Here is a 22309-nt window from a genome sequence, read left to right on the forward strand (position 1 = left end):
ATTTAGGGGGAACATAGCATTATTGTTTAGGACATTTGTTTTGCCCGTTTCATTTGTATTTGGTAAACCGTTAAGTTATAGAACAATATAACTCTAATTTATGATATCAATCAAGATTGACTTTAAAATCAATTGGTTTTCAACAAACCTGCCCGTTCGAGCAATGCATCAATGTTGGGTTCGGCTCCCCTGAACTTTTTGTAAAGGTCCATTGGGTTTTCTGTGCCTCCTTTCGAGAGGACATGTTCTTTGAACTTATCGGCCACCGTAGTATTGAAAATTCCATTTTCCTTAAAATGGGCAAAGGCGTCGGCATCCAAGACCTCGGCCCACTTATAACTATAGTAGCCGGATGAATACCCGCCTTGGAAGATGTGTGAAAATGATGTGCTCATACATGTTTCCGGTGTTTCAGGGAACAGGTTGGTGCTTTTAAAGGCCGCTGTTTCGTATGCTTTAACGTTGTTGATGTTATATGGGTCTTTTCCATGCCATGCCATATCTAAAAGGCCAAAGCTCAATTGGCGTACCGTAGCCATGCCTTCTTGGAAAGTTGCCGATTCCTTTATCTTTTCAACCAGTTCCATGGGAATCATTTCCCCACTTTCGTAGTGATGGGCAAAAAGTTCCAGAGCCTCTTTTTCGTAGCACCAGTTTTCCATTACTTGACTTGGCAGTTCCACAAAATCCCAGTATACCGAAGTGCCGGATAAACTAGGGTAAGTGGTGTTGGCCAACATCCCGTGCAGGGCATGTCCAAACTCATGGAAAAGCGTGGTCACTTCGTTAAAAGTGAGCAAGGAAGGTTTTGAGGCTGTTGGTTTGGTAAAATTACATACGTTTGCTATGTGTGGTCTACTATTTTTACCGTTCAAGGTGTATTGTGGCTTAAAAGATGTCATCCATGCGCCACCACGTTTACCCGGTCTTGGATGGAAGTCGGCATAGAAGAGCGATAAAAAATTATCGTTCTCGTAAACCTCGAAGGTTTTTACCTCTTCGTGGTATTTGTCCACTGTGTCAACCTCTTTAAAAGTGAGTCCAAACAGTTTTTCGGCCACTTTGAAAACGCCGTTGATCACGTTCTCCAGTTTAAAATAGGGTTTTAGTTTTTCATCGTCCAGATCAAAGAGTTTCTGCTTCAATTTTTCGGAATAATAGGCGCTGTCCCATTTTTCAAGCCGATCAATATTATCCAACTCTTTGGCATACGCTTCCAATTCAGCAAACTCGCGATCGGCGGCTGGTTTGGCTTTCTCTAAAAGTTCGTTCAGGAAGTCAAGTACTTTTTCGGGGGTCTCCGCCATGCGCTCTTCCAGAACAAAATCTGCATGGGTTTTATAACCGAGCAAATTGGCACGCTCAAAGCGCAGGTTTACGATTTTTTTTACATTTTCTTGATTGTCCAGCTCGTCATTATGAAACCCTTTACTGCCGAAAGCTAAAGAAAGTTCTCTGCGCAATTCCCTGTTCTTGGCGTATTTCATAAACGGGATATAGCTCGGATAGTCCAAGGTAATCAGCCAGCCTTGCCTGCCTTTGGATTCTGCTAGTTGCGCTGCTGCCTCTTTGGTGCCTTCGGGAAGGCCATCCACATCTTTTTCATCCGTTAGCAACATTTCATATTTGTTAGTCTCGGCCAGCACGTTTTCGCCAAACGTGAGCTTTAATTTGGAGAGTTCCGCATCGATTTCTCGTAGGCGTTTTTTTTCTTTTTCTTTTAAGTTGGCACCATTTCGGCTGAAATTCTTGTATTTCTTTTCAAGAAGGGTTTGCTGCTCCGTGGTAAGGTCTAAAGAATCGCGTTGTTCGTAAACAGTTTTAATTCTGTTGAACAGGTCCTCGTTTAAAGTGATGTCGTTGCTGAATTCCGATAATAGTGGGGAGACTTCCTGTGCGATTTTTTGAATTTCTTCGTTGGTTTCCGCTGAATTTAGATTGAAAAAAACACTCGAGATACGATCCAATTGTTGCCCGGAAAAATCCAAGGCTTCCAACGTGTTTTTGAAAGTTGGAGGTTTTGGGTTGTTCACAATGTCATCGATTTCCTTTTTGGTATCCTCGATGGCCTGAAGAAAAGCAGGCTTAAAATGTTCGTTCTTTATTTTGGAAAATGGAGCTTGATCAAATGGCTCCAATAATGGATTGTTCATAGTTGTCAAATCTATTTTTTGTTTTTTAACCATATTACCGCCCAGTCGCTCAATACATAAGCCAATCCAATAATAGATGAAATGATTGCCATCGTTACTGGGGCATACAATCGGATATTGGCGCCGTAGGTTCTTTTGTTCATGGCTTCCATGGCTTCATCCGTGTATTCGTTGAGGTCTACAAAGCCATTATTGTTCAAATCATAAGTGTTGGCATAATCCGAAATAAATTGCCAACGAATTTCAATAAAAATTAGCAAAGCGGCATAAATGGTGAACACCAGCAGACCACCTTTCCAAAGTCCTTTTATATATGGGTTGTCGACTTTTTTTAAGGTCAGCCCAAAAAGAGCAATGGCACAGATGCCTAGCAAAATACCGATTTGATTATAGTTCATAATCAAAAAAGATTATTAGAAAGATTTTTTGACTTCCTCAGCCCCTTTGATCACTTTTTCTTTGAGACCTTCCTTGTAGGCGATGATATTCTCCATAATCTCGTTATTGGAGCTCCCAATAATCTGGGCGGCAAGGATTCCGGCATTTTTGGCACCGTTAAGGGCTACTGTGGCCACGGGAACACCTCCTGGCATTTGTAAAATAGATAACACTGAATCCCAACCATCAATGGAGTTGCTACTTTTAACGGGAACCCCTATCACCGGAAGTGGCGATAAGGATGCTACCATTCCGGGTAAATGTGCCGCACCGCCCGCTCCGGCTATAATAGCAGAGTAACCGTTGGTGTGGGCACTTTTGCTAAAACTGAACAATTTTTCGGGCGTTCTGTGGGCCGAAACAATGTCCACATCCACATTAATTCCCAATTCTTTTAAAATATCGATGGCGTCTTTCATAACGGGAAGGTCACTTGTGCTTCCCATGATCACGGCTACTTTGCTCATATCTTATTTGCTTATCACTTTAATGGTTTCTTTTACCTGCTGTGCCACTTCTCTGGCTCTGGCCATATTCTCGTCCACGATGGTTACATGGCCCATTTTACGGAACGGACGTGTTTGTTTTTTGCCATAAATGTGTGGGGTAACCCCGTCCATTTCCAATATTTTGTCGATATTCTCGTAAACCACATTCCCGGTATGGCCCTCGGCACCGACCAAATTAACCATAATTCCGGCCACTTTACTGTCGGTTTTTCCTAAAGGCATGCCCAAAATGGCACGAATATGCTGTTCGAACTGATTGGTGTACGAGGCCTCAATGCTGTAATGGCCACTGTTATGAGGTCGTGGAGCAGACTCGTTTACCATAATCTTATCATCCTTGGTCTGGAACATTTCTACGGCCAACAAACCAACATGTTTCATATGTTCCGAAACTTTTAATGCCACTTCCTGTGCTTTTTTGGCTACGGCATCATCAATTCGAGCAGGACAGATTACATATTCCACCTGATTGGCTTCTGGGTGAAACTCCATTTCCACAACAGGGTATGTTTTAACTTCACCTTTGATGTTTCGCGCAACTACAACGGCCAGCTCATTTTTAAAATCGATCATTTTTTCGGCAATGCACTCAACATTGGGCAGCTCTTTAAGGTCCTCTATTTTACGGACCACCTTAACGCCCTGTCCGTCGTAACCAAATTGGGCGCTTTTCCAAACAAACGGCAAGGAAAGTCCTCCATTGTGAATGCTGTCCTCAATTTCTGAAGTATAGGCAAATCGGGTGAATGGGGCAGTGGGTATATTGTGATCGGTATAGAACAACTTTTGTACGGCCTTGTTCTGGATGGTTCTTAGAGTTTTGGTCGGGGGATAAACCTGGATTCCTTCGTGCTCTAATTTTTCGAGTGCATCTATATTTACGTTCTCGATCTCTATGGTAAGTACATCTACATCTTTTCCAAATGCCAAAACAGCATCATAATCCATCAGGCTGCCCTGAATAAATTCGTTACAGGCTATTTTGCAAGGGGCTTCGGCCGAAGCATCCATCACTTTGGTCTGTATGTCCCATTTCCTGGTTTCGTAAAGCATCATTTTGCCCAGTTGTCCACCACCTAAAATTCCCAGTTTAAAGTCGGAAGAGAAAATTTGCATTGATTTGTGAATTGAATGTGAGCAAAAATACGTGAAATCCACGAGGGTATAAAAGTTGAACGGGCCTAGCAGCTTTAAAAATATTATCTTTGCCAACCTGATGATAACTTGAACACATTGATTAAGCTCCACGACAAGTATTTTAAGCCCTATATTAAGGAAGAAAAAATCCTCGCCGCCATTGAAAAAATGGCTCAAGAGATCGCTGAGGATTATAAGGACGAAACACCTCTATTTGTCGGTGTGCTCAATGGGGCCTTTATGTTTGTTTCCGATTTTTTAAAAGCCTATCAACATCCTTGCGAGGTGTCTTTTGTTCGGTTGAGCTCGTACCAAGGTCTCACATCAACGGGTATTGTGGAGACCCTCCTCGATGTTCCAGAAGGGATGGAGGGAAAAAGTGTGATCATTTTGGAAGATGTTGTGGATACCGGTCGCACCTTAAAGCAGTTGGTCCATTTATTTTCCAATACCAATGTAAAGGAATTTAAGATCGGCACCCTTTTTTATAAATCCGATGTGTACAATGGCGAATATGCCATCGACTATGTAGGCCTGGAAATTCCCGATGATTTTATTGTAGGGTATGGGCTGGATTATAATGAATTGGGCCGAAACCTAAGAGAAGTTTACCAATTAAATCAAACAGATATGATTAACCTAGTGCTTTTTGGAAAGCCAGGAGCTGGAAAAGGTACCCAAGCAGGGTTCCTAAAGGAAAAATATAATCTGAAGCACATTTCCACGGGGGATGTTTTCCGATACAACATTAAAAACGGTACGGAGCTCGGTAAATTGGCCAAGTCCTATATTGATAAAGGGGATTTGGTTCCAGATGAGGTTACCATTGATATGTTGAAGGACGAAGTCGAAAAAAACCCGGAAGCGGCAGGTTTTATTTTTGATGGATTCCCCAGAACGGCGGCACAAGCAGAAGCATTGGACAATTTCTTGGAGTCCAAGGATATGAAGGTGAACGCAACCATTGCATTGGAAGCTGAGGACGATATTTTGGTACAACGCCTTTTGGAGCGGGGCAAGAGTAGTGGTCGCTCCGATGACCAGGACGAAAGCAAGATCCGCAACCGTTTTGATGAGTACAACGAAAAAACCGCTCCCTTGAAAGCCTATTATGAAAAACAAGGGAAGTTCCACTCCGTAAACGGGATAGGTGGCATTGATGAGATTACCGGGCGTTTGAGCAAAGTGATCGATTCCCTATAATTAGTTTCCTTTGAAAAGATATTGGATTTATGACCGAGGGTAATTTTGTGGATTATGTAAAAGTGCATGTCACTTCTGGTAACGGAGGCAAAGGCTCTGCACATTTACGTCGCGAAAAGTATGTGGCCAAAGGTGGCCCGGATGGCGGTGATGGCGGTAGAGGAGGTCATGTGATCATAAAAGGGAACAAAAATCTATGGACTTTGGTCCATTTTAAGTTTAAAAAGCATTTTAAGGCAGGTCACGGTGAGCACGGAAGCAAAAGCCGAAGCACAGGAGCCGATGGCGAAGATGTGTACTTGGAGGTGCCTTTGGGCACAGTGGTACGAAATACTGAAACCAACGAAATACTCTTTGAGATAACCGAGGACGGTGAGGAAAAAATTGTTCTCGAAGGCGGTATGGGAGGTCGTGGCAACTGGCACTTTAAAAGTGCCACGAACCAAACTCCAAGATATGCCCAACCCGGGATCAGCGGTAAGGAAGATCACCTTACCTTGGAACTTAAAGTTTTGGCGGATGTTGGTCTGGTTGGTTTTCCCAATGCAGGTAAATCCACATTGCTTTCCGCAATGACCTCCGCAAAACCTAAAATTGCCAATTACGAGTTTACTACCCTAAAACCCAATTTAGGGATTGTTGAATATCGGGATTTTCAAAGTTTTGTAATGGCAGACATTCCCGGAATAATCGAAGGAGCTGCAGAAGGTAAGGGTCTGGGACACTATTTTTTACGCCATATTGAACGTAATGCAACGCTCTTGTTCTTGGTTCCCGCCGATAGCAAGGACATCAGTCAAGAATATAATATTCTTCTGGATGAATTAAGGAGGTACAATCCCGAATTGTTGGATAAGCAACGCTTGGTGGCCATTTCCAAATGTGATATGTTGGACGATGAGCTTATCGAGGAAATGAACGAGGATATGAAAGAAGATTTTAAGGATGTTCCATACATGTTTATTTCTTCTGTGAGCGGACTCGGTATTCAGCAACTTAAGGACAGACTTTGGAAGTTATTGAACGATTAATCGTCAATATTCACTTTTCCGATCAATTTATTGGTTAAATTTAAGTGGATCCAAAGATTTATCATGCGCAAATTTCTTTCTTTACTATCGGTATTCATATTGTTCTCCTGTAGTGCTGTAAGGGTGAACTACGATTATGATAAAACGGTCGACTTTTTAAGTTACTCTACCTATAATTATTATCCGGATATGCAGTCTGGCCTGAGCCAATTGGACGAAAGGCGTCTTCTCAGTGCACTGGATTCAACTTTACAGGCCCGTGGCTACCGATTGGCCGAAGAACCCGAACTCTTTTTCAATATAATAAGCGATGAATACAGAGGTGCGCCGAACAATAATGTTGGTGTCGGTATCGGGGGGACAGGGAGAAATGTTGGTGGTGGTATTTCTGTTGGACTGCCATTGGGAGGCCCAACTTTACAAAGGAGTATTCAGTTTGATCTAGTGGATGCCCAGCGAGATGCACTTGTCTGGCAGGCTAGGGCAGAGAGCGGACTTCGGGATAATGCATCGCCCAGTGTACGGGAAGCCAAACTTAGAGCTGTGGTAAAAAAGGTGTTCTCCAAATTTCCACCACAGCCCAAATAGTTCTTAAAATCAACTGTTTACAGGATTATTGGCGCACATATATAGTACATTTACCGTTCACTTGCCCCAAATTACCACTTGTCATAAAATACTTCTCGTAAGAAGTGTTGTCCATTACTTTCGCTTTAGAAATAAAATCTAAAAAGCAGAACAGTCATGATAGCACTAGCTAAATTTATTATCTCAATTTTAGTAAGCATAATTTTATAATCCGTTTAATCGGGGTAAAAACTCATCAATATGAAAAAACTGAGCACACAACAAAAAATAGTATTTGCCATGGGTATCCTTGGGGTGTTGATAGGAATCTATGGAAAGTTCAATTCCTGGGAACATGCAATGTATTTTCCATTCTTCTATTCTGGCTCCGCCATGATGTGGATTGCATTTTTGCCACAGAGAAAATCCTGTTGCAGTCTTTTTAAAAGGAAAGCGGCGCAAAAATCGTAGTAGAGTCTGTGCCGAGTAAGTTTAATGCAAATTTGGGCAGTAGATACCCTAGCGAATGGAATTAAGTTCAAAGAAAAGGAATATTGCGTTTTGGACGCTTCAATTGTTAGGATGGGTTTTTATTAACTCTATTGGAGCATTGATACCCCAAAAGATCAGTTTCGAGATGGTCGTGTTTTCGATTGTTGTTGGAACTTTTATAGGTGTGTTTTCAACCGCTATTTTGCGCTGGTATCTTAAAAGGAACGTTCATTTTGATTCCTTTGGAGGCAAAGAAGTCATTAAAATTATTTTGTCCACATTGGTGGCCTCTGCAATTTTTGGGCTCCTTAATGTCCTTTTTGGGTATATATATGTGGAATTTGGGCCGGAGCTCACGGAGTCGGAAATCCATATGTTCGAAGGCTATGATAAAGTAATGGTCCAAGTGCTGAATTCGCTCTTTTTGGTCGGCGCATGGACGATTACCTATTTGGTGATCAAATTGCTTTTAAAGGTGAACCAAAACCGCATTGAACGGTTGGAGCTCAACACTACTTTAAAGCAGGCTCAATTAAATACGCTAAAAGGTCAGATAAATCCACATTTTATGTTCAATAGCCTCAACAATATCCGTGGGCTTATGTTGGAAGATGTGGAAAAATCCAGGGAGATGCTCACTAAACTTTCTGAAATTATCCGCTACTCCTTGACCAAAAACAATGTAAACGACATCCCGGTACACGAAGAACTGGAGGTAGTGGACAATTATATCGATCTATCCAAGATTCAGTTCGAAGATCGTTTAGAGTATGTAAAACAAATTGAGGAAGATACGTTCGATCTTAGAATCCCTCCGATGGTCATTCAATTGTTGATAGAAAATGCGGTAAAGCATGGCATTTCCAATCTAAAAAATGGAGGGCGGGTGCTCTTGTCCATTTATAAAAAGGACGGCGATTTGTTCATTATTGTTCGGAATACCGGGAAACTCAACTTTTCCAAGGGCTCCACCAAATTGGGGTTGAAGAACATAGAACAGCGCCTTAAATTGTTGTACGCCGATAAAGCTTCCTTTAAATTAGAGGAAATATCCGATGAAGTAGTGGCAGAAATTAAAATACCATTGGCATGAAGATAAAGGCGGTAATCGTAGAAGATTCCAGACTGGCTAGGAACGAGCTTAAGGAGCTTTTAAAACTCCACGATGATCTAGAGCTAGTAGGTGAAGCGGAAAATGTGGACGATGGGGTGGCGCTGATAGAATCCGAGTCGCCGGATTTGTTGTTTTTGGACATTAACATGCCAGAGAAAGATGGTTTTGATCTATTGGAAATGTTGGATGAGGTCCCTATTACTGTTTTTACCACGGCTTATGACGAGTATGCTATAAAATCCTTTGAGTACAATGCGTTGGACTACTTACTGAAACCTGTTAGCAGTAAGCGTTTCGATATGGCCTTGGAAAAGGTACGTGAAAAAATGGTGACCAAGGAGGAGATTGCTTCCAACGTTAAGGTTTTGACAGAGACCAGTCAAATTTTTATTAAAGATGGGGAAGCCTGTTGGTTGGTTAAAATAGGGGATATTACCCTGTTCGAAATTGTTGGGAACTATACCAGGGTGCATTTTGAGGATAAAAAACCATTACTATATAAATCCTTGAACCAGGTTGAGGAAAAATTGCCCCAAGATTCTTTTTTTAGAGCCAATCGCCAACAGATTGTCAACACCAACTATATTGAAAATGTAGTGCCATGGTTCAACGGGAAGTTAAAACTTACCATGAAGAATGGGGAAGAGGTGGAAGTTTCCCGCAGGCAATCTTATATTTTCAAGGACAAAATGAGTCTTTAATTTACAACGATTTTAGCAGTCCGCCATCAATCGGGATATTGGTTCCCGTAATAAAGGCCGCCTGTTCCGATGCCAAGAAGGCAACCAAATAGCCATATTCCTTTGGGTCGCCAATCCGTTTTACAGGTACTTGCTCTTCCATGTTGGAGCGCACTTCATTTGGGGAAACACCCAATTTTTCTGCTTTTTTAGAGTTCAGCTGGGCAATTCGGTCAGTATCAAAATAACCTGTTAGCGTACTGTTCACGGTAATGCCATCTTTGGCTACATCGTACGCCAAACTTTTGGCCCAGGTAACCACTGCGGCCCGTATCGTGTTGGAAAGTGCCAAATAATTCAAGGGCTCCTTTACCGATATGGATGCTATATTGATGATGCGCCCCCATTGTTGCTCTTGCATATGCTTTAGGGCAAGTTCCGTGGTGAATACCACCGATTTGAACAGCAAGTCGAACGCGTTCTGATAATCATCCACTTTCTTTTCCAATGCACCTCCGCCTTCGGGTCCTTGTGTATTGTTGACCAGGATATCCACGGTATTGGTCTCGAAGAAGGCTGATATTTTTACCTTGTAGGCCTCAAAATCTGTAAAATCCACTGAAAGGAATTGGTGCTGTTGCCCTTGGGAGCTGTCCATTTCCATAATGAGCTCCTGCATCCGCCCTGCGCTACGTGCCATAAGGGTCACACTGGCGCCACTAGCTGCAAGTTGTTTTGCTATGGCTTCGCCGATCCCTTTGCTGCTGCCTCCAACTAGGGCTTTTTTTCCCTTTAATGATATATTCATGATTATCGGTACTCTTCTCTTACAGGACTAAAAATATCCATTAGTTTACAAGGTGTCAAGGCTTTTCCGCTATGGGGAATGTTGGATGGAATTACTACAACATCACCGGGCTTGTACACTCCTTTTTCTCCATTCAGGGTAAATTCGAAAGTACCTTCCACTACGTGCATGATCTGTTCGTGGTCGTGCTGGTGTTCGGGTACTTCCGCATTTTGTTCCACATCCCAAAACACCCAGCTCATCCGCTCTCCGTGCACTAATTTACCGTGGTAACCGGGCATAATTTCCCTTGGTTCAATTTCTGATAGGTTCATTTTGCTATTTTTTGGAAAAATAACAATATATCAAATAAAAATGGACTCAATCTAAAACAAATGCTTTGTGTGGATTTAATGCTGCTCAATGATTAAAAACTCACATCTCCTGTTTTGCTCGTGATCCTGTTCGGTACAATCGTTTTCAGTTCCGCATTGCACAAGTGGTTTGGATTCCCCATACCCTACCGCTGTTATCCTTTCTTCGGAAATACCTTTGTTAACCAAGAATTCCTTGACAGAATTGGCTCGTTTTTGGGAAAGTTCCAAATTGTACTTGTCATCTCCTCTATTGTCGGTATGGGTTCCGACTTCAATTTTCATACTAGGGTGTTCGTTCATTATGCGAACAACCACATCCAATCGACTTCTAACATCTTTTCTCAAATACCAAAGGTCATAATCAAAATGGATTTGTTGGGTTTTAATAAAGGTTTTGTCGTCCTTCCGCACAATGGTGCCTTCTTCTGGCCTTTCATTTTTATCTATAACAGGTTTAGTCTGGGATACTATTGTTGGGCTGTCATCAATATCTTTTATGATAAGGGGTTTGGTTTCTTTGAAAGAATAGATGTCATCACTTCCCTTGCCAGTAGGTCGGTTTGATGAAAAATAGCCTTCTTTGGATGTGTGCAAAGAAATCGCAAAATCATCATACCCACTATTTACGGGCAACCCTAAGTTGTCGGGTTTTGTATGGTTTCCTGATTCAAACGTTGAGATAAAAATATCCAGCAAACCAAAACCAGGATGACCATTGGAGGCAAAGTAAAGGTTGTTTTGGGTGTCTACGAACGGGAATTGTTCCTTCTTATCTGTATTGATGGTTGAGCCAAGGTTGATAGGGTTACCAAAAGCTGTTTGGGAAATAATATCAACACTGTACAGATCAAATGAACCGAAACCACCAGGACGATCGGAGGAGAAATACAATTTAGTTTCGTCCTCGTTCAATGCCGGGTGGGCAGTCGAAAAGCTATCACTGTTAAAGGACAGTTCTGTAATGTTCGACCATTCGTCATCAATCCATTCTGCTTTGTAAATCTTTAAATTGGAGACTTTTTTATTGTCCGATCGTTTTTTGCCATGTAAAAAATTGTTTCGTGTAAAATATAGGGTCTTTCGATCTTTGGTCATGGCAAAGGTTCCTTCGTGCATTTTGGTATTTATCTTACCCGGAAGAGGTTTGCTGAAAGCGTCATTTTGTTTGATTTTAACGATAGGATGGAAGTAAAGGTCGAGGTAATTTTGGTTGTTCCACCGGTATCTTCTCTTTAATGAAGTGTTGTTTTTTTCAGCTGCGGTGTAAATTAGGTTGGAATCTATTTGAATCGCCCCGAATTCCGAAGCAGCTGTATTCAAAGGTAAATTTTGAATAGTAAATCTATCGCCATTGTCTTTAATGGAATTCAGGTATACGTTATCCTTTCGTGCTTTTTCAATGGGTACCGAATCTCCCAACTGTTGGTAATATTTTTGCAGGGCTTTTTCCGCTTCAGTATATTTTCCGATTGCTTTTAAGGATTGGTTAAGTTTGAAATAGTAGGAAGCATCGACAATTCTTCCTGCTCTTGAAGTAAGTGTCTTGTACCAACGCGCCGCGGAATGCATGTCGTAGGTCCTATAATAAGAATCCGCAAGGTTTTGCAAAACTTGCTGACTCTGATTGGTTGATAAAATTTCCTCGTACAAAGGGATTGCATCACTATAAAAAGCCCTTTCAAAATAAGTATTGGCACGTTCCAATTCTTGCTGTGCAGATAAAGGTTGTAACCCAATAAGCAGGATAAAGAGTAACTTTTTCATTGTTTAATAAAATCTAGGAGATTTGTCATATCCTTTTCTCAATCCCAGCAAATCCAAGTCAAAAAGAGCAAAAATTTCATGCGATCCAGAACTGAAGCTTCCCAAGTTGGACAATGTATAATCGTAGGCGTAGCCTATTCTAACGGAAGGTGCCACGTACACGTTGAACATGGCACTTACGGCATCTTCCCACCGATAAGAAAGTCCAGTCTCAAACTTGTTATTGAAAAGTAGGTTTAAGGAAGTATCCAACGAAATAGGTGAACCCTTCATCATTTTGGTCATTATTGAGGGCTTTAATTTAAAGTCAGGGTTTATGGTGTATACATAACCTGATGTAAAAAACAAGTGTATTTCCTCCGAACCTATGCGCCTAACTCCATCTTGGTTTTCAATATGTTTTGAGGTGAGTAGGTTAGGGGCCGAAACCCCGACGTAAAAGTTAGATCTATTGTAAAATGCCCCGACTCCGATAGTAGGGAAAATACTATTGATGTTTTCATTAAAGGCATCATCTTCTTGGAATTCTGGAAAAACCAAATTGTTAAAATTGGTCTCAAAGGAGGTAATGCCGCCCTTTAGACCAAGGGCCAAATTGCTTTTGGAGTCCAGTTGTAAAATATACGCAAAGTCCGTATTAATATTGCTTTCTGAAAGAACGCCGTCCCCAATCTCATCTTTTATGATGGAAATTCCTGTTTCCACCTTGTCACTTAAGGTGGCGTGTGCAAAAAACGTGAATGTTTCAGGGGCGCCCTCAACATTTTGCCATTGAGACCGGTAAAGTGCTCCAAAATTGATAAGTCCCCTTTCGTTTGTGGTGTAGGCGGGATTTATTACACTAAGGTTGTACATGTATTGTGTATATTGTGGGTCTTGCTGCGATTTTGCCCCGACGAAACTGAGAAATAATAACAAGGTTATTGGAATTCTTTTCATGGATTTGGTTGCTTATCGGTTTAGGTATAGTCTTCCCTGTTTGGGTTGATAACCTTCCCTGTTAAAATTGATGATATAGAAATAGACCCCGTTGGGAACGGTCTTTCCGTTAGGTCCAGAGCCATCCCAAGCAGGTCTGGAGGCATCTCCCTTGAATAGTGAATTGCCATAGCGATTAAAGATTTCCAATGTGAAATCGGGAAATATTATTTCAATGTTGGGAATATAATATGTGTCGTTTCTGCTGTCGTTATTCGGAGAGAATGCATCTGGAATAAAGAAACCATACTTTTCGGGGTCACAATTGTTGAGATCGACCGCTACGGGGACTCTATTGGTATTGATGCACCCGGTATCCACATCATAACTTTGTGCGTAGTAAACTGTATCGTCTTCCAAAAGTTCGAAGCTAGATAAGGCCGCACCACCCTCCGCCACGTTGAACCATTCCACTTCTGCCGCAATCACGTTTTCAAGAGATTCCAATTCCGCTACGGTAGGATTATCCAGTGCACAGACCAAGAGTGCATCGGAGATTAAATAGGGTATTGGAGGTTGCACAATGATCGGTGTAATTTCCAATCTGGTGTTGCTCTCGCAGAATCCTTCCAGTTGTTCTGCTGCATAGTAGGATTGCCCATCAATAAGGATTTCTGTCGGGTCCAAAATGGTCCCGCCTAAATCCGCATCGTACCAAACCACATTTCCTCCATTGGGCGTAGATATTGAGAGATCTGACAATGTAAAGTTTTCAGAAGCACATAAAACTGGATTGGAATTGTTGGTAGTGGGTACACCTGATGTGAAAAAAGATACTTGAACCCTGGTACGTTCTTCGCTGACGCAGTTGTTGTTCTGATCGGTGCTGGAGATGTAATAATCCTCGCCATCTTCCAACTCAGTACCCAAAGGCAGTGCTTCCTGACTGTCCGCAGTTGGATAAAAGGAAACAGAGCCACTTGTGGTAACCGCAATGTCCTCCAAAGTTGGGGTGCCATTGTTCAAGCAAAAGGATTGTTGTTCTTCTGCGTCTACCACAATAGGTTCTCCTCCAATGGAAAAACCTTCTTGTAGTTCAAATTCGAATTGTGTTCTACAGGGAGTAGCGTCGTCTTGTGTACTCTTTAGAAGTACCATGTAATCTCCATCGGGGAGATTGGCAATATCGATTCCATAAACAGCAACTCCTCCCATAAAATTAATACTGTTGTCCGTTAGGCTGGTTTGGCTATTTTGCTCCACAACTTCGTATTCAATCGTGTAGCTTCCGTTTGGAAGGTTGGGGGCATCTACAAGCACATCAATTGATGTGGCATCACAATTGTTGTCCACGGCAATATCCAACTGAATTTCTTCGGGAATGGGCTGTACCTGAATTCCGGTGTTGATAGTGCAGCCGATTTCATAACTATCCACAACCGTGATTTCTACGGTGTATGATCCCGAGAGCTGAAATTGCTCCGCTGCAATTTGGAATGATGCAGAACCATTGGTAAACGCAATATTCTGTTCTGATAGGTTTACCACAGCGTTATCGGGAAGTATTACATCATAATCTATGGAATGTACTTCATTGGTAGGATTCGCCATTGCATCCAAGATGTTTTCCAGATTCACGTTCACGAGATTGTTAGGACAGATATTCTCAGCGGTAGCAACTGGATTGGATACCAAAAATTCTGTCTGTGCCACATCAATATCATCGCAGATTATTTGTTCGGGTAAGGTGCCTATTATTCCAATTACGTTTACTTGTACTGTTTCATTTATGGGGACTGCCGAGGGCATCACATTGAACGTGCCCGTTCCGTTTTCCAAGAGAATACTGGCAGACTCATCTTGATTTCCCTCGCTACTGGTGACACGATAATCAATTTGATATTGTCCCGATGGTAAAAGCGACGAATCGTAGTTTAAAGTAACTTCGTAGGGTGTTCCTAAACAGTAGTTTTCGGACTCCAAGGAGCCATTTAATGTAGGAAGAATGATGATGAAAATTTCAGTGGAAGATTCTGGACAAACAGGATGTGAGGGTTGAACGGTGTAAGTGAAACTGTAACTCCCATATCCATGATTTGTGTTGATGTCATCCACATTCACAAAGTGGTCCTGAAGATTTTCAAGTTGATTGGTACTGACTTCGGACCATACTCCATTTGGATCTTCATTGTTTAGTAAACTATTCAGATCCAGATTTGTAAAACCGGATAGGTCGTCTGTAGTGCATACTATAAAGTCGATAGGTTCACCAGAATTTGGTGCCTCGTGTACTTCTAAATTTACGGTGGATTGCATTCCTGGACATACATCCACTGCGGGTACGGTATAGGTGAAAATGTATTCTCCAGGACCTGCAGCTTGCGCATCAAATAGATTGCCGTTTAAAAAACCCGTTTCTGTATTGGGGTCCTCAGCCCAAACACCATTAAAGTCTGGAACCTCTCCATCTATTAAGCTTCCTAAAAAATTGAACATGTTTACGGGTCCATCACTGCACGCATTCGCACTTCCATCAATATTATCTTGTCCAGCGTAACCGCCTAAGAACAGTGTGATGGTAGCAGATTCGTTGCAATTTGGATTGGTGTAGGTGAACTGATGTTCCCCAGAATAGCTTACTGCCCAAAGGTTAAGTATTCCTGTATTGGTGTCCAAGGCACCAATGATGTTGGAGTTTGGTGTGGACCAAGTACCACCTGGGTCGGGCATTCCGTTCAAGTTTGTGAATAAATCAAAAGTTTTATTCGAGATATCATCATACTTGTTGCAAACGGTTATCGTATTGTCCTCTCCAGCACATTGGGAATACATTGACTGTACAACAGTCAAGAACATTAAAGAAACCCCAAAAGCACGATGCCAAATATGGGCAAGGTTGTTTTTTGTCATTTTTAAGTAGGTCAAAAAGTTGTAGGTCAATTCGGGGAAGAACTGAAAACAACGGTATTAAAAACAATTAAAAATCGGTTGTGGGGTTACAACGCGATATGCTTTTTGAGGTTAGAAGTCACAAAACTAATAAAAAAAATTTTTAGGGCGGGCTTGCATGTACTTAATGCAGACTTATCGGTACAGATGGTTTAAAGTTTTGTGTTTTTGATGATTTTTGGAGTTGGCTCCAAATGGAATATCGAACACCCCTATTTGCAATGGCATCGGCAATGGTTATTTTTGCGGTTCAAAACACAAAAGATGCAGGTACATTTTATTGGTTTGGGCGAAATAAACATGTTGAATTTGGCCGTGGCCTTGTACAAAAAAGGGGCAACTGTAACCGGCAGCGAAGAAACATTCAACGATTCCCTCTCATCGGGTGTAAAAGAGCGGGGTCAGATTGCCCAGAAAGCAGGTTGGTTTACCGATAAAATCCATGATCGGTTGGACGCAGTGGTATTCGGTCCTAATGTAAAACCTGATAATCCAGAGTTGCTCAAGGCAAAGGAACTCAATTTAAATATACTGACCTGTTCCCAATTTTTGTTCGAGCAGACCAAACTTAAAACTAGGGTGGTTATAGCGGGGACCAATAACAGTGCAACGGTTGCTGCCATGGTTTTTCATGTTTGCGTCTACAACGAACTTCAGGTTGACTATGTTTTGTCCAAATCCACTGAAATTCGTTTGACAGAGGAGAACGATTTTGTGATCATCGATGGTGGTAATGTAATCGTGGAAGGAGGTTTCCAACTCCAATCCATTCCCCCGAACATAGCTTTACTGAGCGATATTTATTATGATGAAACTTCGGTGCAACCAGATTTTGAAAACTATGCCGAGACGTACGGTAAGTTTGTGGACAGTGTTGTAAAAGGCGGTAGCATTACCTATAATGAGGAGGATGTCGAGGTTAAAAAGCGGGTCGAAGCATCTGAAAACCCTATCCGAAAATTTCCATATTCAACCCCGGCATACCAAGTAATGGATGGTGAAGTGTTTGTGGATACCCCGGATGGTGAAATGCCCTTGAAAATTTCTGGACAGGAAAAACTAAGATGTATGGCAGGGGCCAAGTGGATATGTCAACAAATGGGTATTGATGAGGTCGAGTTTTACGAGGCCATGGCAACTTTTGGATAAGATTCTCAAACCCCAAATTGTCGCAAATGATGGTCCAGATGTTTATATTGCATTTGTCCCCATTGCTCTGGGGTAAACGAGCCAAAAACCGGATGTGGATCCCATTCTTTCTTATCTTTTTCTTGATGGAAATCATTGATTAACCCTATCAATTTATCTTTTTCCTTGCCAAAATCTTTGGACTCGGTTACTTTTAAACCTTTGGCCGTTGGAAGGTTTTGTCTCCATGGTTTATCGTTGTACAGGCTTTTTTTGAAAAACTTCCCCATAAGTTTCAGCATTATGTTGGGTCGGTTATTGGGATTGTATCTTTTTAACGAAATTTTTAGTGGGTATTGACAGTGATTCAGCATCTGACCCACTTCCATTTTGCCCCATTGCCTTTCGGAAGAATTCGATAGGTTATCGATACGTTCCAATATTTCTTTGTGGGCCTCGGGACTAAAAAGCGATTTCATTTTTGAATTCTTTATGCCCAAGGTACATAAAATTATTCTTCTATCTTTAGGCCATGCATATAAAACAGACCTACTTTTTTCAAGAAAATAAGGCAGGCCAAATTATCCCCTTGGGGAAACAAATAAATCCCTGTATATCAATAAGAAAAGAGATTTTACCCTTGCTGATGATATTGTTTTTGGTATTTGGTTGTGATTCTGAAGAAAATGAAACCCCCGGGACCTTACCACCGGATGAAACCAATGAAGAGTTGGATACAACACCGCCAACTGTCACTATTTCCAATTTGGTGGCCACTGTGGAAGTCACAACCACTTTTAATATCACCGTTGAGGACAAGTCCGATGTAGTTTCTACCGAGGTTTTGATCAATGGACAAGAAATATACATGAGCGATCAAAAATCTTTTTCTTTTGATGTGGACCCCTTTGATTACCCTTCCGGGGAGAATACCCTTACTTTGGTTTCCCGGGATGGAGAAGACAACAGCGTTGAACAAAGTGAAACTTTTGAGCTGAGAAAACTTCTGGTAAGTATAGCGGCACCCTTGGTGGCCGATAGCCAGCAAGTGCTATTTTCGGTCAATTCTTTAGAAGGTGAGCTACTTGCGTTTATTGAAACTGAACGGAAAGTCGAGAACGTAAAACTTTATGCCGAAGATAGCTTCTCCCCACAGCCAATAGTGGTGACTTCTTATATTTTGGAACCACAGTCTACAAGAAAAGCGACGATAAATTCCATTGCGAACATAGAACCAGGTACAAATTTGATCGATTTTCAAGTTACCGGAGGAGTACTTACAGAGCACACCTATAATGGCGGACCATATGGCACTCCTGTTACTATTGGGGTATCGGGTGTTCCAACAAGTAAACTGGCAAATTCGCTTTGGACCATCGGAAAAGATCATAGTGCAAAAGCTGTAAACATTGTGGAGGAATCCGAAGGGTTTACTGCACAATTGCCATTCAGGTCGCAAAAACAAACCATTGATAAAGCATTTATCTATACTTCCAATTTTTCATTCCCTAGCAATGATCAGATTAATGTTGGGGATTATCAATATGTATTTATGGAAGACCCGTCGAGTTCGTCACTCTCTTATTCCGAATTTAAAACACCTCAAAGCATTGAAAATATTAGTATTCCGAGCTCAGTGACCTCACATGCTTTGAGTGTGGTCGGATTTCAGGATGCTGAAGCTTATTCCAACAATGCGTACCACTACATTTATGATACTAAGTTCTCCGATAATCTTACCAATAAAATAGAGGTACCGGTTATTTCGGAATTTGGTGTGGTAAGGAACACGGTTACCATGCAGCTTAATAACTCTAAACGATATGAATCTTCCACCTTGGGCTTAAAAAATATAACCGAAATACCGAATTGGAGCGCTCAACGGAATGGAACAACTCTTTCGCTGGCCGGCGAATTCGATACGTTTACCCTTTCCATTCTAACAACGCACGATCCCAACGCAGGACTTAAGTGGTCCTTTACAAATGAGCCGGAAGAAACTTTTGTATTACCGTTTGAATCTTTTGAATTTCCCGATGATTTTTTGACCTATGCCACCTCGCAAAACTTAAATCTATCAAGCTTGCATTCCAATAGCATTTTCTTCATATCCTTGTTCGATTCTTCGGAAGAATTGGAATATGAGGAGCTACTGTTCAATATATATACCTATAATCGCCTTGGTGATGTTAGGGAATTATCCATCAATCTATAAGGATTTTGGGAAAAGAAGGGACCGAACTGCTTAAGTGAAGGCATTTGACCTAATCAGACCAAATTTTGATTTGATCGGTGGAACAGCTTTATCTTGAGATGTTTAATTTAAAAATCACATAAAATTATTCTTCTATCTTTAGGCCATGCAAGATAAACTAGCTTCTTTTTCCATTAAAAATTGGGCGGACGATGATCGTCCCAGAGAAAAATTGGTGCAAAAAGGAAGCTCAGTATTGTCCGATGCAGAATTGATCGCTATTTTGATTGGATCGGGCAGTAGGGAGGAAAGCGCCGTGGAGCTGGCCAAACGGATATTGGCATCGGTCGACCATAACCTTAACGAACTTGGGAAGCTCTCCGTAAACCAATTAATGCGATTTAAAGGTATTGGGGAAGCCAAGGCGGTTTCCATTGCCGCGGCTTTGGAAGTAGGTCGACGAAGGAGAACGGAAGATACCGCCAAGATTACAAAAATTAAAAGTAGCTACGATGCATACGAGATGCTCTACCCTTTGATCGGCGAGTTGCCGCACGAGGAGTTTTGGATAGTGTACCTGAATAATTCGAATAAGGTGCTCCATAAATGCCAGTTGAGCAAGGGAGGGATAACCGGAACTTTGGTGGATGTTAGGTTGGTGCTCAAACTAGCTTTGGAACTGGGTGCCGTCGGATTGATTTTGGCACACAACCATCCATCGGGTACGTTAAGGCCCAGTGAGGCAGACAAACAACTTACCGACAAGTTGAAGATAGCTTCGGAATCTCTGGACATTAAAATATTAGATCATTTGATATTGGCCAGACAAGACTATCTTAGTTTTGCGGACAAAGGAATATTATAGCCCATGTTATTGATATTTACCCATAAGGTAACCAACCGATTAACATATACTGCCAAACAGATTTTTGAAAGGATCTTGGGAGTGGAGATAGGTTTTACCACAAAGGTGGAAGACTTTATAAAGCATAACGGCCCCAAGATGACCTATTCCAAACAACCGTTGCAAAATGAGTTTTTTATTCGAAGCAACGACCTTTTGTTCGAACAGGGCATTAATGATCTGGATATAAAGGTCGCCGATTGGGACGACATACCTTGTTTTTTCTCGGCGGGAGATAAAAGCACGGTACCTTTCGATATTTTTTCCGCAAGTTTTTTTCTATTGAGTAGGTATGAAGAGTATTTGCCTCATGTAAAGGATAGTGTGGGCAGATTTCCCGTAAAGGAAAGTATTGCTTATCAAAACAATTTTTTAGAACTGCCAGTGGTAGATCTGTGGGCATACAAGCTGTTCAAAGCTTTGAAAGAGCGTTTTCCGGAATTGGAAAATAAGGAAAATGGGTATCGGTTTACATCGATCATTAATGTTACCACCTCCCATGCCTACGCCCTTAGAGGGCCATCAAGAACCATTGGAGGGCTCTTATTGGATTTGGGCAATTTCAAGTTCAGAAAAGTTTGGGAGCGTATTTCCGTTGTATTGGGCATCAAAAAAGATCCTTACGATAATTTTTTGGAACTGGTGGAAATACACAAAAGGTTTCCGATCGAGACCATGTTCTTTTTTCAATTCGCCAAGCATTCGGCCCACGATAAGAACATATCCACAAACAATAACAAGTTCCGTTACCTAATAAAATCCGTAGCGGATTATAGTGCAGTCTCCCTTAGTACCTCTTTTGTATCCTCGTTGGACAAGAATGTGCTTAAAGAAGAAAAGAAGCAGTTGGGCAATTTGATCAATAGGCCCATCAACTATGCCAGGCTCCGCTATAATAAAGTCAACGTTCCGGCCACATACCGAAACTTGGTGGAAACAGAATTTACAGACGATTTTTCTATGGGCTATACACACGAAATAGGTTTTAGGGCGGGCACTTGCACACCTTTTTATTTTTACGATATAAACACCGAGGTGAGGCAGCCCATTAAAATACACCCCTTCGCCATGCACGATTATGCCTTGCTCAAGTTCAAGAAAAAGGAAGAGGTATTTGAAAAAATGGACAATTTGTACCGAATGGTAAAACAGGTCAAGGGAGAATTTGTCCTTGTGTTTTCCAACGAACTACTGGGTGGAAAACAACAATGGGATTGGATGGAACTGTATCAAGCCATGTTAAAGCGCTATTATGTTTGAACATAAAGTAACCGATATTTTTTTTGATCTAGATCACACACTATGGGATTTTGAGAGGAATTCGGCCCTTACATTTGCCAAAATTCTTGACCATCATAAAGTAGAAGTGGATTTAAATGGGTTTTTGGAAATTTATGCCCCCATCAACCTACAAATGTGGGCCTTGTATCGTAAAAATGATATAAGTAAATCGGAGTTGCGATACCAACGGTTGAAAAAAACTTTTGATGTTCTGAACATATCCATTTCCGATGATATGATCAATGCACTGGCCCACGATTATATTGCGCATTTGTCATCGTTTACCCATCTATTGCCCAATACGCTTACCGTTCTGGAATATCTATTTCCAAAATACAGATTGCACATTATTACCAATGGGTTTCAGGAAGTGCAGAACAAAAAGTTGAAAGGGAGCAGCATACACCATTTTTTTGAGAAAGTAATAGATTCGGAGATGGCAGGGGTTAAAAAACCGAATCCGCATATTTTTAAGTTGGCTTTGGACCTGGCCGAGGTAAGACCAGAAAATTCACTTATGGTTGGGGATAGCTTGGAAGCCGATATTTTGGGGGCAAAGGCCATGGGGATGCAAGTGCTTCACTACAATTTTCATAATGATCCAAATCACGGTGAATGTAGAATGATTAACGATCTTATTGAAATAAAAAGCATATTATAGAGTTATCTAAAAAGTGGCATAC

Annotated in this window: 21 protein-coding genes; 11 read left to right on the forward strand and 10 right to left on the reverse strand. The window is 41.5% G+C overall.

Annotation, left to right across the window (positions count from 1 at the left end; genetic code table 11):
• Positions 1-128 precede the first annotated feature (128 nt).
• Genes ACXAFK_RS04670 through ACXAFK_RS04685 form a run of 4 tightly spaced genes read right to left on the reverse strand, consistent with a single transcriptional unit; the run spans position 129 to position 4216 of the window.
• On the reverse strand, positions 129-2153 hold the full coding sequence (locus ACXAFK_RS04670; RefSeq protein WP_474956970.1) for a M3 family metallopeptidase: 2025 nt from the start codon (positions 2151-2153) through the stop codon (positions 129-131).
• Between the two features lie 11 nt (positions 2154-2164).
• Positions 2165-2551, reverse strand: a complete 387-nt coding sequence (locus ACXAFK_RS04675) for a hypothetical protein (RefSeq protein ID WP_474956971.1) — start codon at positions 2549-2551, stop codon at positions 2165-2167.
• 15 nt (positions 2552-2566) lie between these two features.
• Positions 2567-3058 (reverse strand): 5-(carboxyamino)imidazole ribonucleotide mutase, encoded by a 492-nt coding sequence (gene purE / locus ACXAFK_RS04680; protein WP_474956972.1) that lies wholly within the window; start codon positions 3056-3058, stop codon positions 2567-2569.
• 3 nt (positions 3059-3061) lie between these two features.
• Positions 3062-4216, reverse strand: a complete 1155-nt coding sequence (locus ACXAFK_RS04685) for a 5-(carboxyamino)imidazole ribonucleotide synthase (RefSeq protein WP_474956973.1) — start codon at positions 4214-4216, stop codon at positions 3062-3064.
• 117 nt (positions 4217-4333) lie between these two features.
• Here ACXAFK_RS04685 and ACXAFK_RS04690 point away from each other — a divergent pair, with 117 nt between their 5' ends.
• From ACXAFK_RS04690 to ACXAFK_RS04715, 6 genes are all read left to right on the forward strand, one after another.
• Positions 4334-5440 carry an adenylate kinase gene (locus ACXAFK_RS04690; protein WP_474958152.1) on the forward strand — a complete coding sequence of 369 codons (1107 nt, stop codon included), beginning with the start codon at positions 4334-4336 and terminating at the stop codon, positions 5438-5440.
• 29 nt (positions 5441-5469) lie between these two features.
• Positions 5470-6471, forward strand: coding sequence for a GTPase ObgE (gene obgE, locus ACXAFK_RS04695; protein ID WP_293293853.1), 1002 nt, complete (start codon positions 5470-5472; stop codon positions 6469-6471).
• Positions 6472-6534: 63 nt separating this feature from the next.
• Complete coding sequence (locus tag ACXAFK_RS04700) at positions 6535-7059, forward strand: DUF4136 domain-containing protein (RefSeq protein WP_474956974.1); 525 nt, start codon at positions 6535-6537, stop codon at positions 7057-7059.
• Between the two features lie 240 nt (positions 7060-7299).
• The gene (locus ACXAFK_RS04705) at positions 7300-7509 is read left to right on the forward strand and encodes a hypothetical protein (RefSeq protein WP_224837398.1); all 210 of its coding nucleotides are present in this window, start codon (positions 7300-7302) and stop codon (positions 7507-7509) included.
• 55 nt (positions 7510-7564) lie between these two features.
• On the forward strand, positions 7565-8623 hold the full coding sequence (locus ACXAFK_RS04710) for a sensor histidine kinase (RefSeq protein ID WP_224837399.1): 1059 nt from the start codon (positions 7565-7567) through the stop codon (positions 8621-8623).
• Complete coding sequence (locus ACXAFK_RS04715) at positions 8620-9345, forward strand: LytR/AlgR family response regulator transcription factor (RefSeq protein WP_369884274.1); 726 nt, start codon at positions 8620-8622, stop codon at positions 9343-9345. Before ACXAFK_RS04710 ends, ACXAFK_RS04715 begins: the two co-directional genes overlap by 4 nt.
• A 1-nt stretch (position 9346) precedes the next feature.
• Here ACXAFK_RS04715 and ACXAFK_RS04720 read toward each other — a convergent pair whose 3' ends face one another.
• The 5 genes from ACXAFK_RS04720 to ACXAFK_RS04740 all read right to left on the reverse strand — a co-directional run bounded on the left by ACXAFK_RS04720 (position 9347) and on the right by ACXAFK_RS04740 (position 16080).
• The gene (locus ACXAFK_RS04720) at positions 9347-10132 is read right to left on the reverse strand and encodes an SDR family oxidoreductase (protein WP_474956975.1); all 786 of its coding nucleotides are present in this window, start codon (positions 10130-10132) and stop codon (positions 9347-9349) included.
• Between the two features lie 2 nt (positions 10133-10134).
• Positions 10135-10446 carry a cupin domain-containing protein gene (locus ACXAFK_RS04725; protein WP_474956976.1) on the reverse strand — a complete coding sequence of 104 codons (312 nt, stop codon included), beginning with the start codon at positions 10444-10446 and terminating at the stop codon, positions 10135-10137.
• 75 nt (positions 10447-10521) lie between these two features.
• Positions 10522-12252: an OmpA family protein gene (locus ACXAFK_RS04730; RefSeq protein WP_474956977.1), complete on the reverse strand. Its 1731-nt coding sequence runs from the start codon at positions 12250-12252 to the stop codon at positions 10522-10524.
• A gap of 3 nt (positions 12253-12255) precedes the next feature.
• Positions 12256-13191 carry a PorP/SprF family type IX secretion system membrane protein gene (locus ACXAFK_RS04735; RefSeq protein ID WP_474956978.1) on the reverse strand — a complete coding sequence of 312 codons (936 nt, stop codon included), beginning with the start codon at positions 13189-13191 and terminating at the stop codon, positions 12256-12258.
• A gap of 12 nt (positions 13192-13203) precedes the next feature.
• A complete protein-coding gene (locus ACXAFK_RS04740) occupies positions 13204-16080 on the reverse strand; it encodes a T9SS type B sorting domain-containing protein (RefSeq protein WP_474956979.1) in 2877 nt (958 codons plus the stop codon).
• A gap of 303 nt (positions 16081-16383) precedes the next feature.
• On the opposite strand from ACXAFK_RS04740, the gene ACXAFK_RS04745 reads away from it, so the two are divergent.
• Positions 16384-17268: a Mur ligase domain-containing protein gene (locus ACXAFK_RS04745; protein ID WP_474956980.1), complete on the forward strand. Its 885-nt coding sequence runs from the start codon at positions 16384-16386 to the stop codon at positions 17266-17268.
• Positions 17269-17273: 5 nt separating this feature from the next.
• Here ACXAFK_RS04745 and ACXAFK_RS04750 read toward each other — a convergent pair whose 3' ends face one another.
• Complete coding sequence (locus ACXAFK_RS04750) at positions 17274-17726, reverse strand: DUF1569 domain-containing protein (protein WP_369884271.1); 453 nt, start codon at positions 17724-17726, stop codon at positions 17274-17276.
• Positions 17727-17893: 167 nt separating this feature from the next.
• On the opposite strand from ACXAFK_RS04750, the gene ACXAFK_RS04755 reads away from it, so the two are divergent.
• The 4 genes from ACXAFK_RS04755 (at position 17894) to ACXAFK_RS04770 (ending at position 22287) form a co-directional block, all read left to right on the forward strand.
• Positions 17894-19462 (forward strand): hypothetical protein, encoded by a 1569-nt coding sequence (locus ACXAFK_RS04755; protein ID WP_474956981.1) that lies wholly within the window; start codon positions 17894-17896, stop codon positions 19460-19462.
• A 145-nt stretch (positions 19463-19607) separates the two neighbouring features.
• Entirely contained in the window at positions 19608-20306 is a 699-nt protein-coding gene (gene radC / locus ACXAFK_RS04760; RefSeq protein ID WP_474956982.1) for a RadC family protein, read from the forward strand.
• Between the two features lie 3 nt (positions 20307-20309).
• Entirely contained in the window at positions 20310-21605 is a 1296-nt protein-coding gene (locus tag ACXAFK_RS04765) for a polysaccharide deacetylase family protein (protein WP_474956983.1), read from the forward strand.
• A complete protein-coding gene (locus ACXAFK_RS04770) occupies positions 21598-22287 on the forward strand; it encodes a YjjG family noncanonical pyrimidine nucleotidase (RefSeq protein WP_474956984.1) in 690 nt (229 codons plus the stop codon). The genes ACXAFK_RS04765 and ACXAFK_RS04770 overlap by 8 nt, the downstream gene beginning before the upstream one ends.
• The last annotated feature ends 22 nt before the right edge of the window (positions 22288-22309 follow it).

It is taken from the genome of Flagellimonas sp. ABD4_174, from assembly GCF_056160185.1.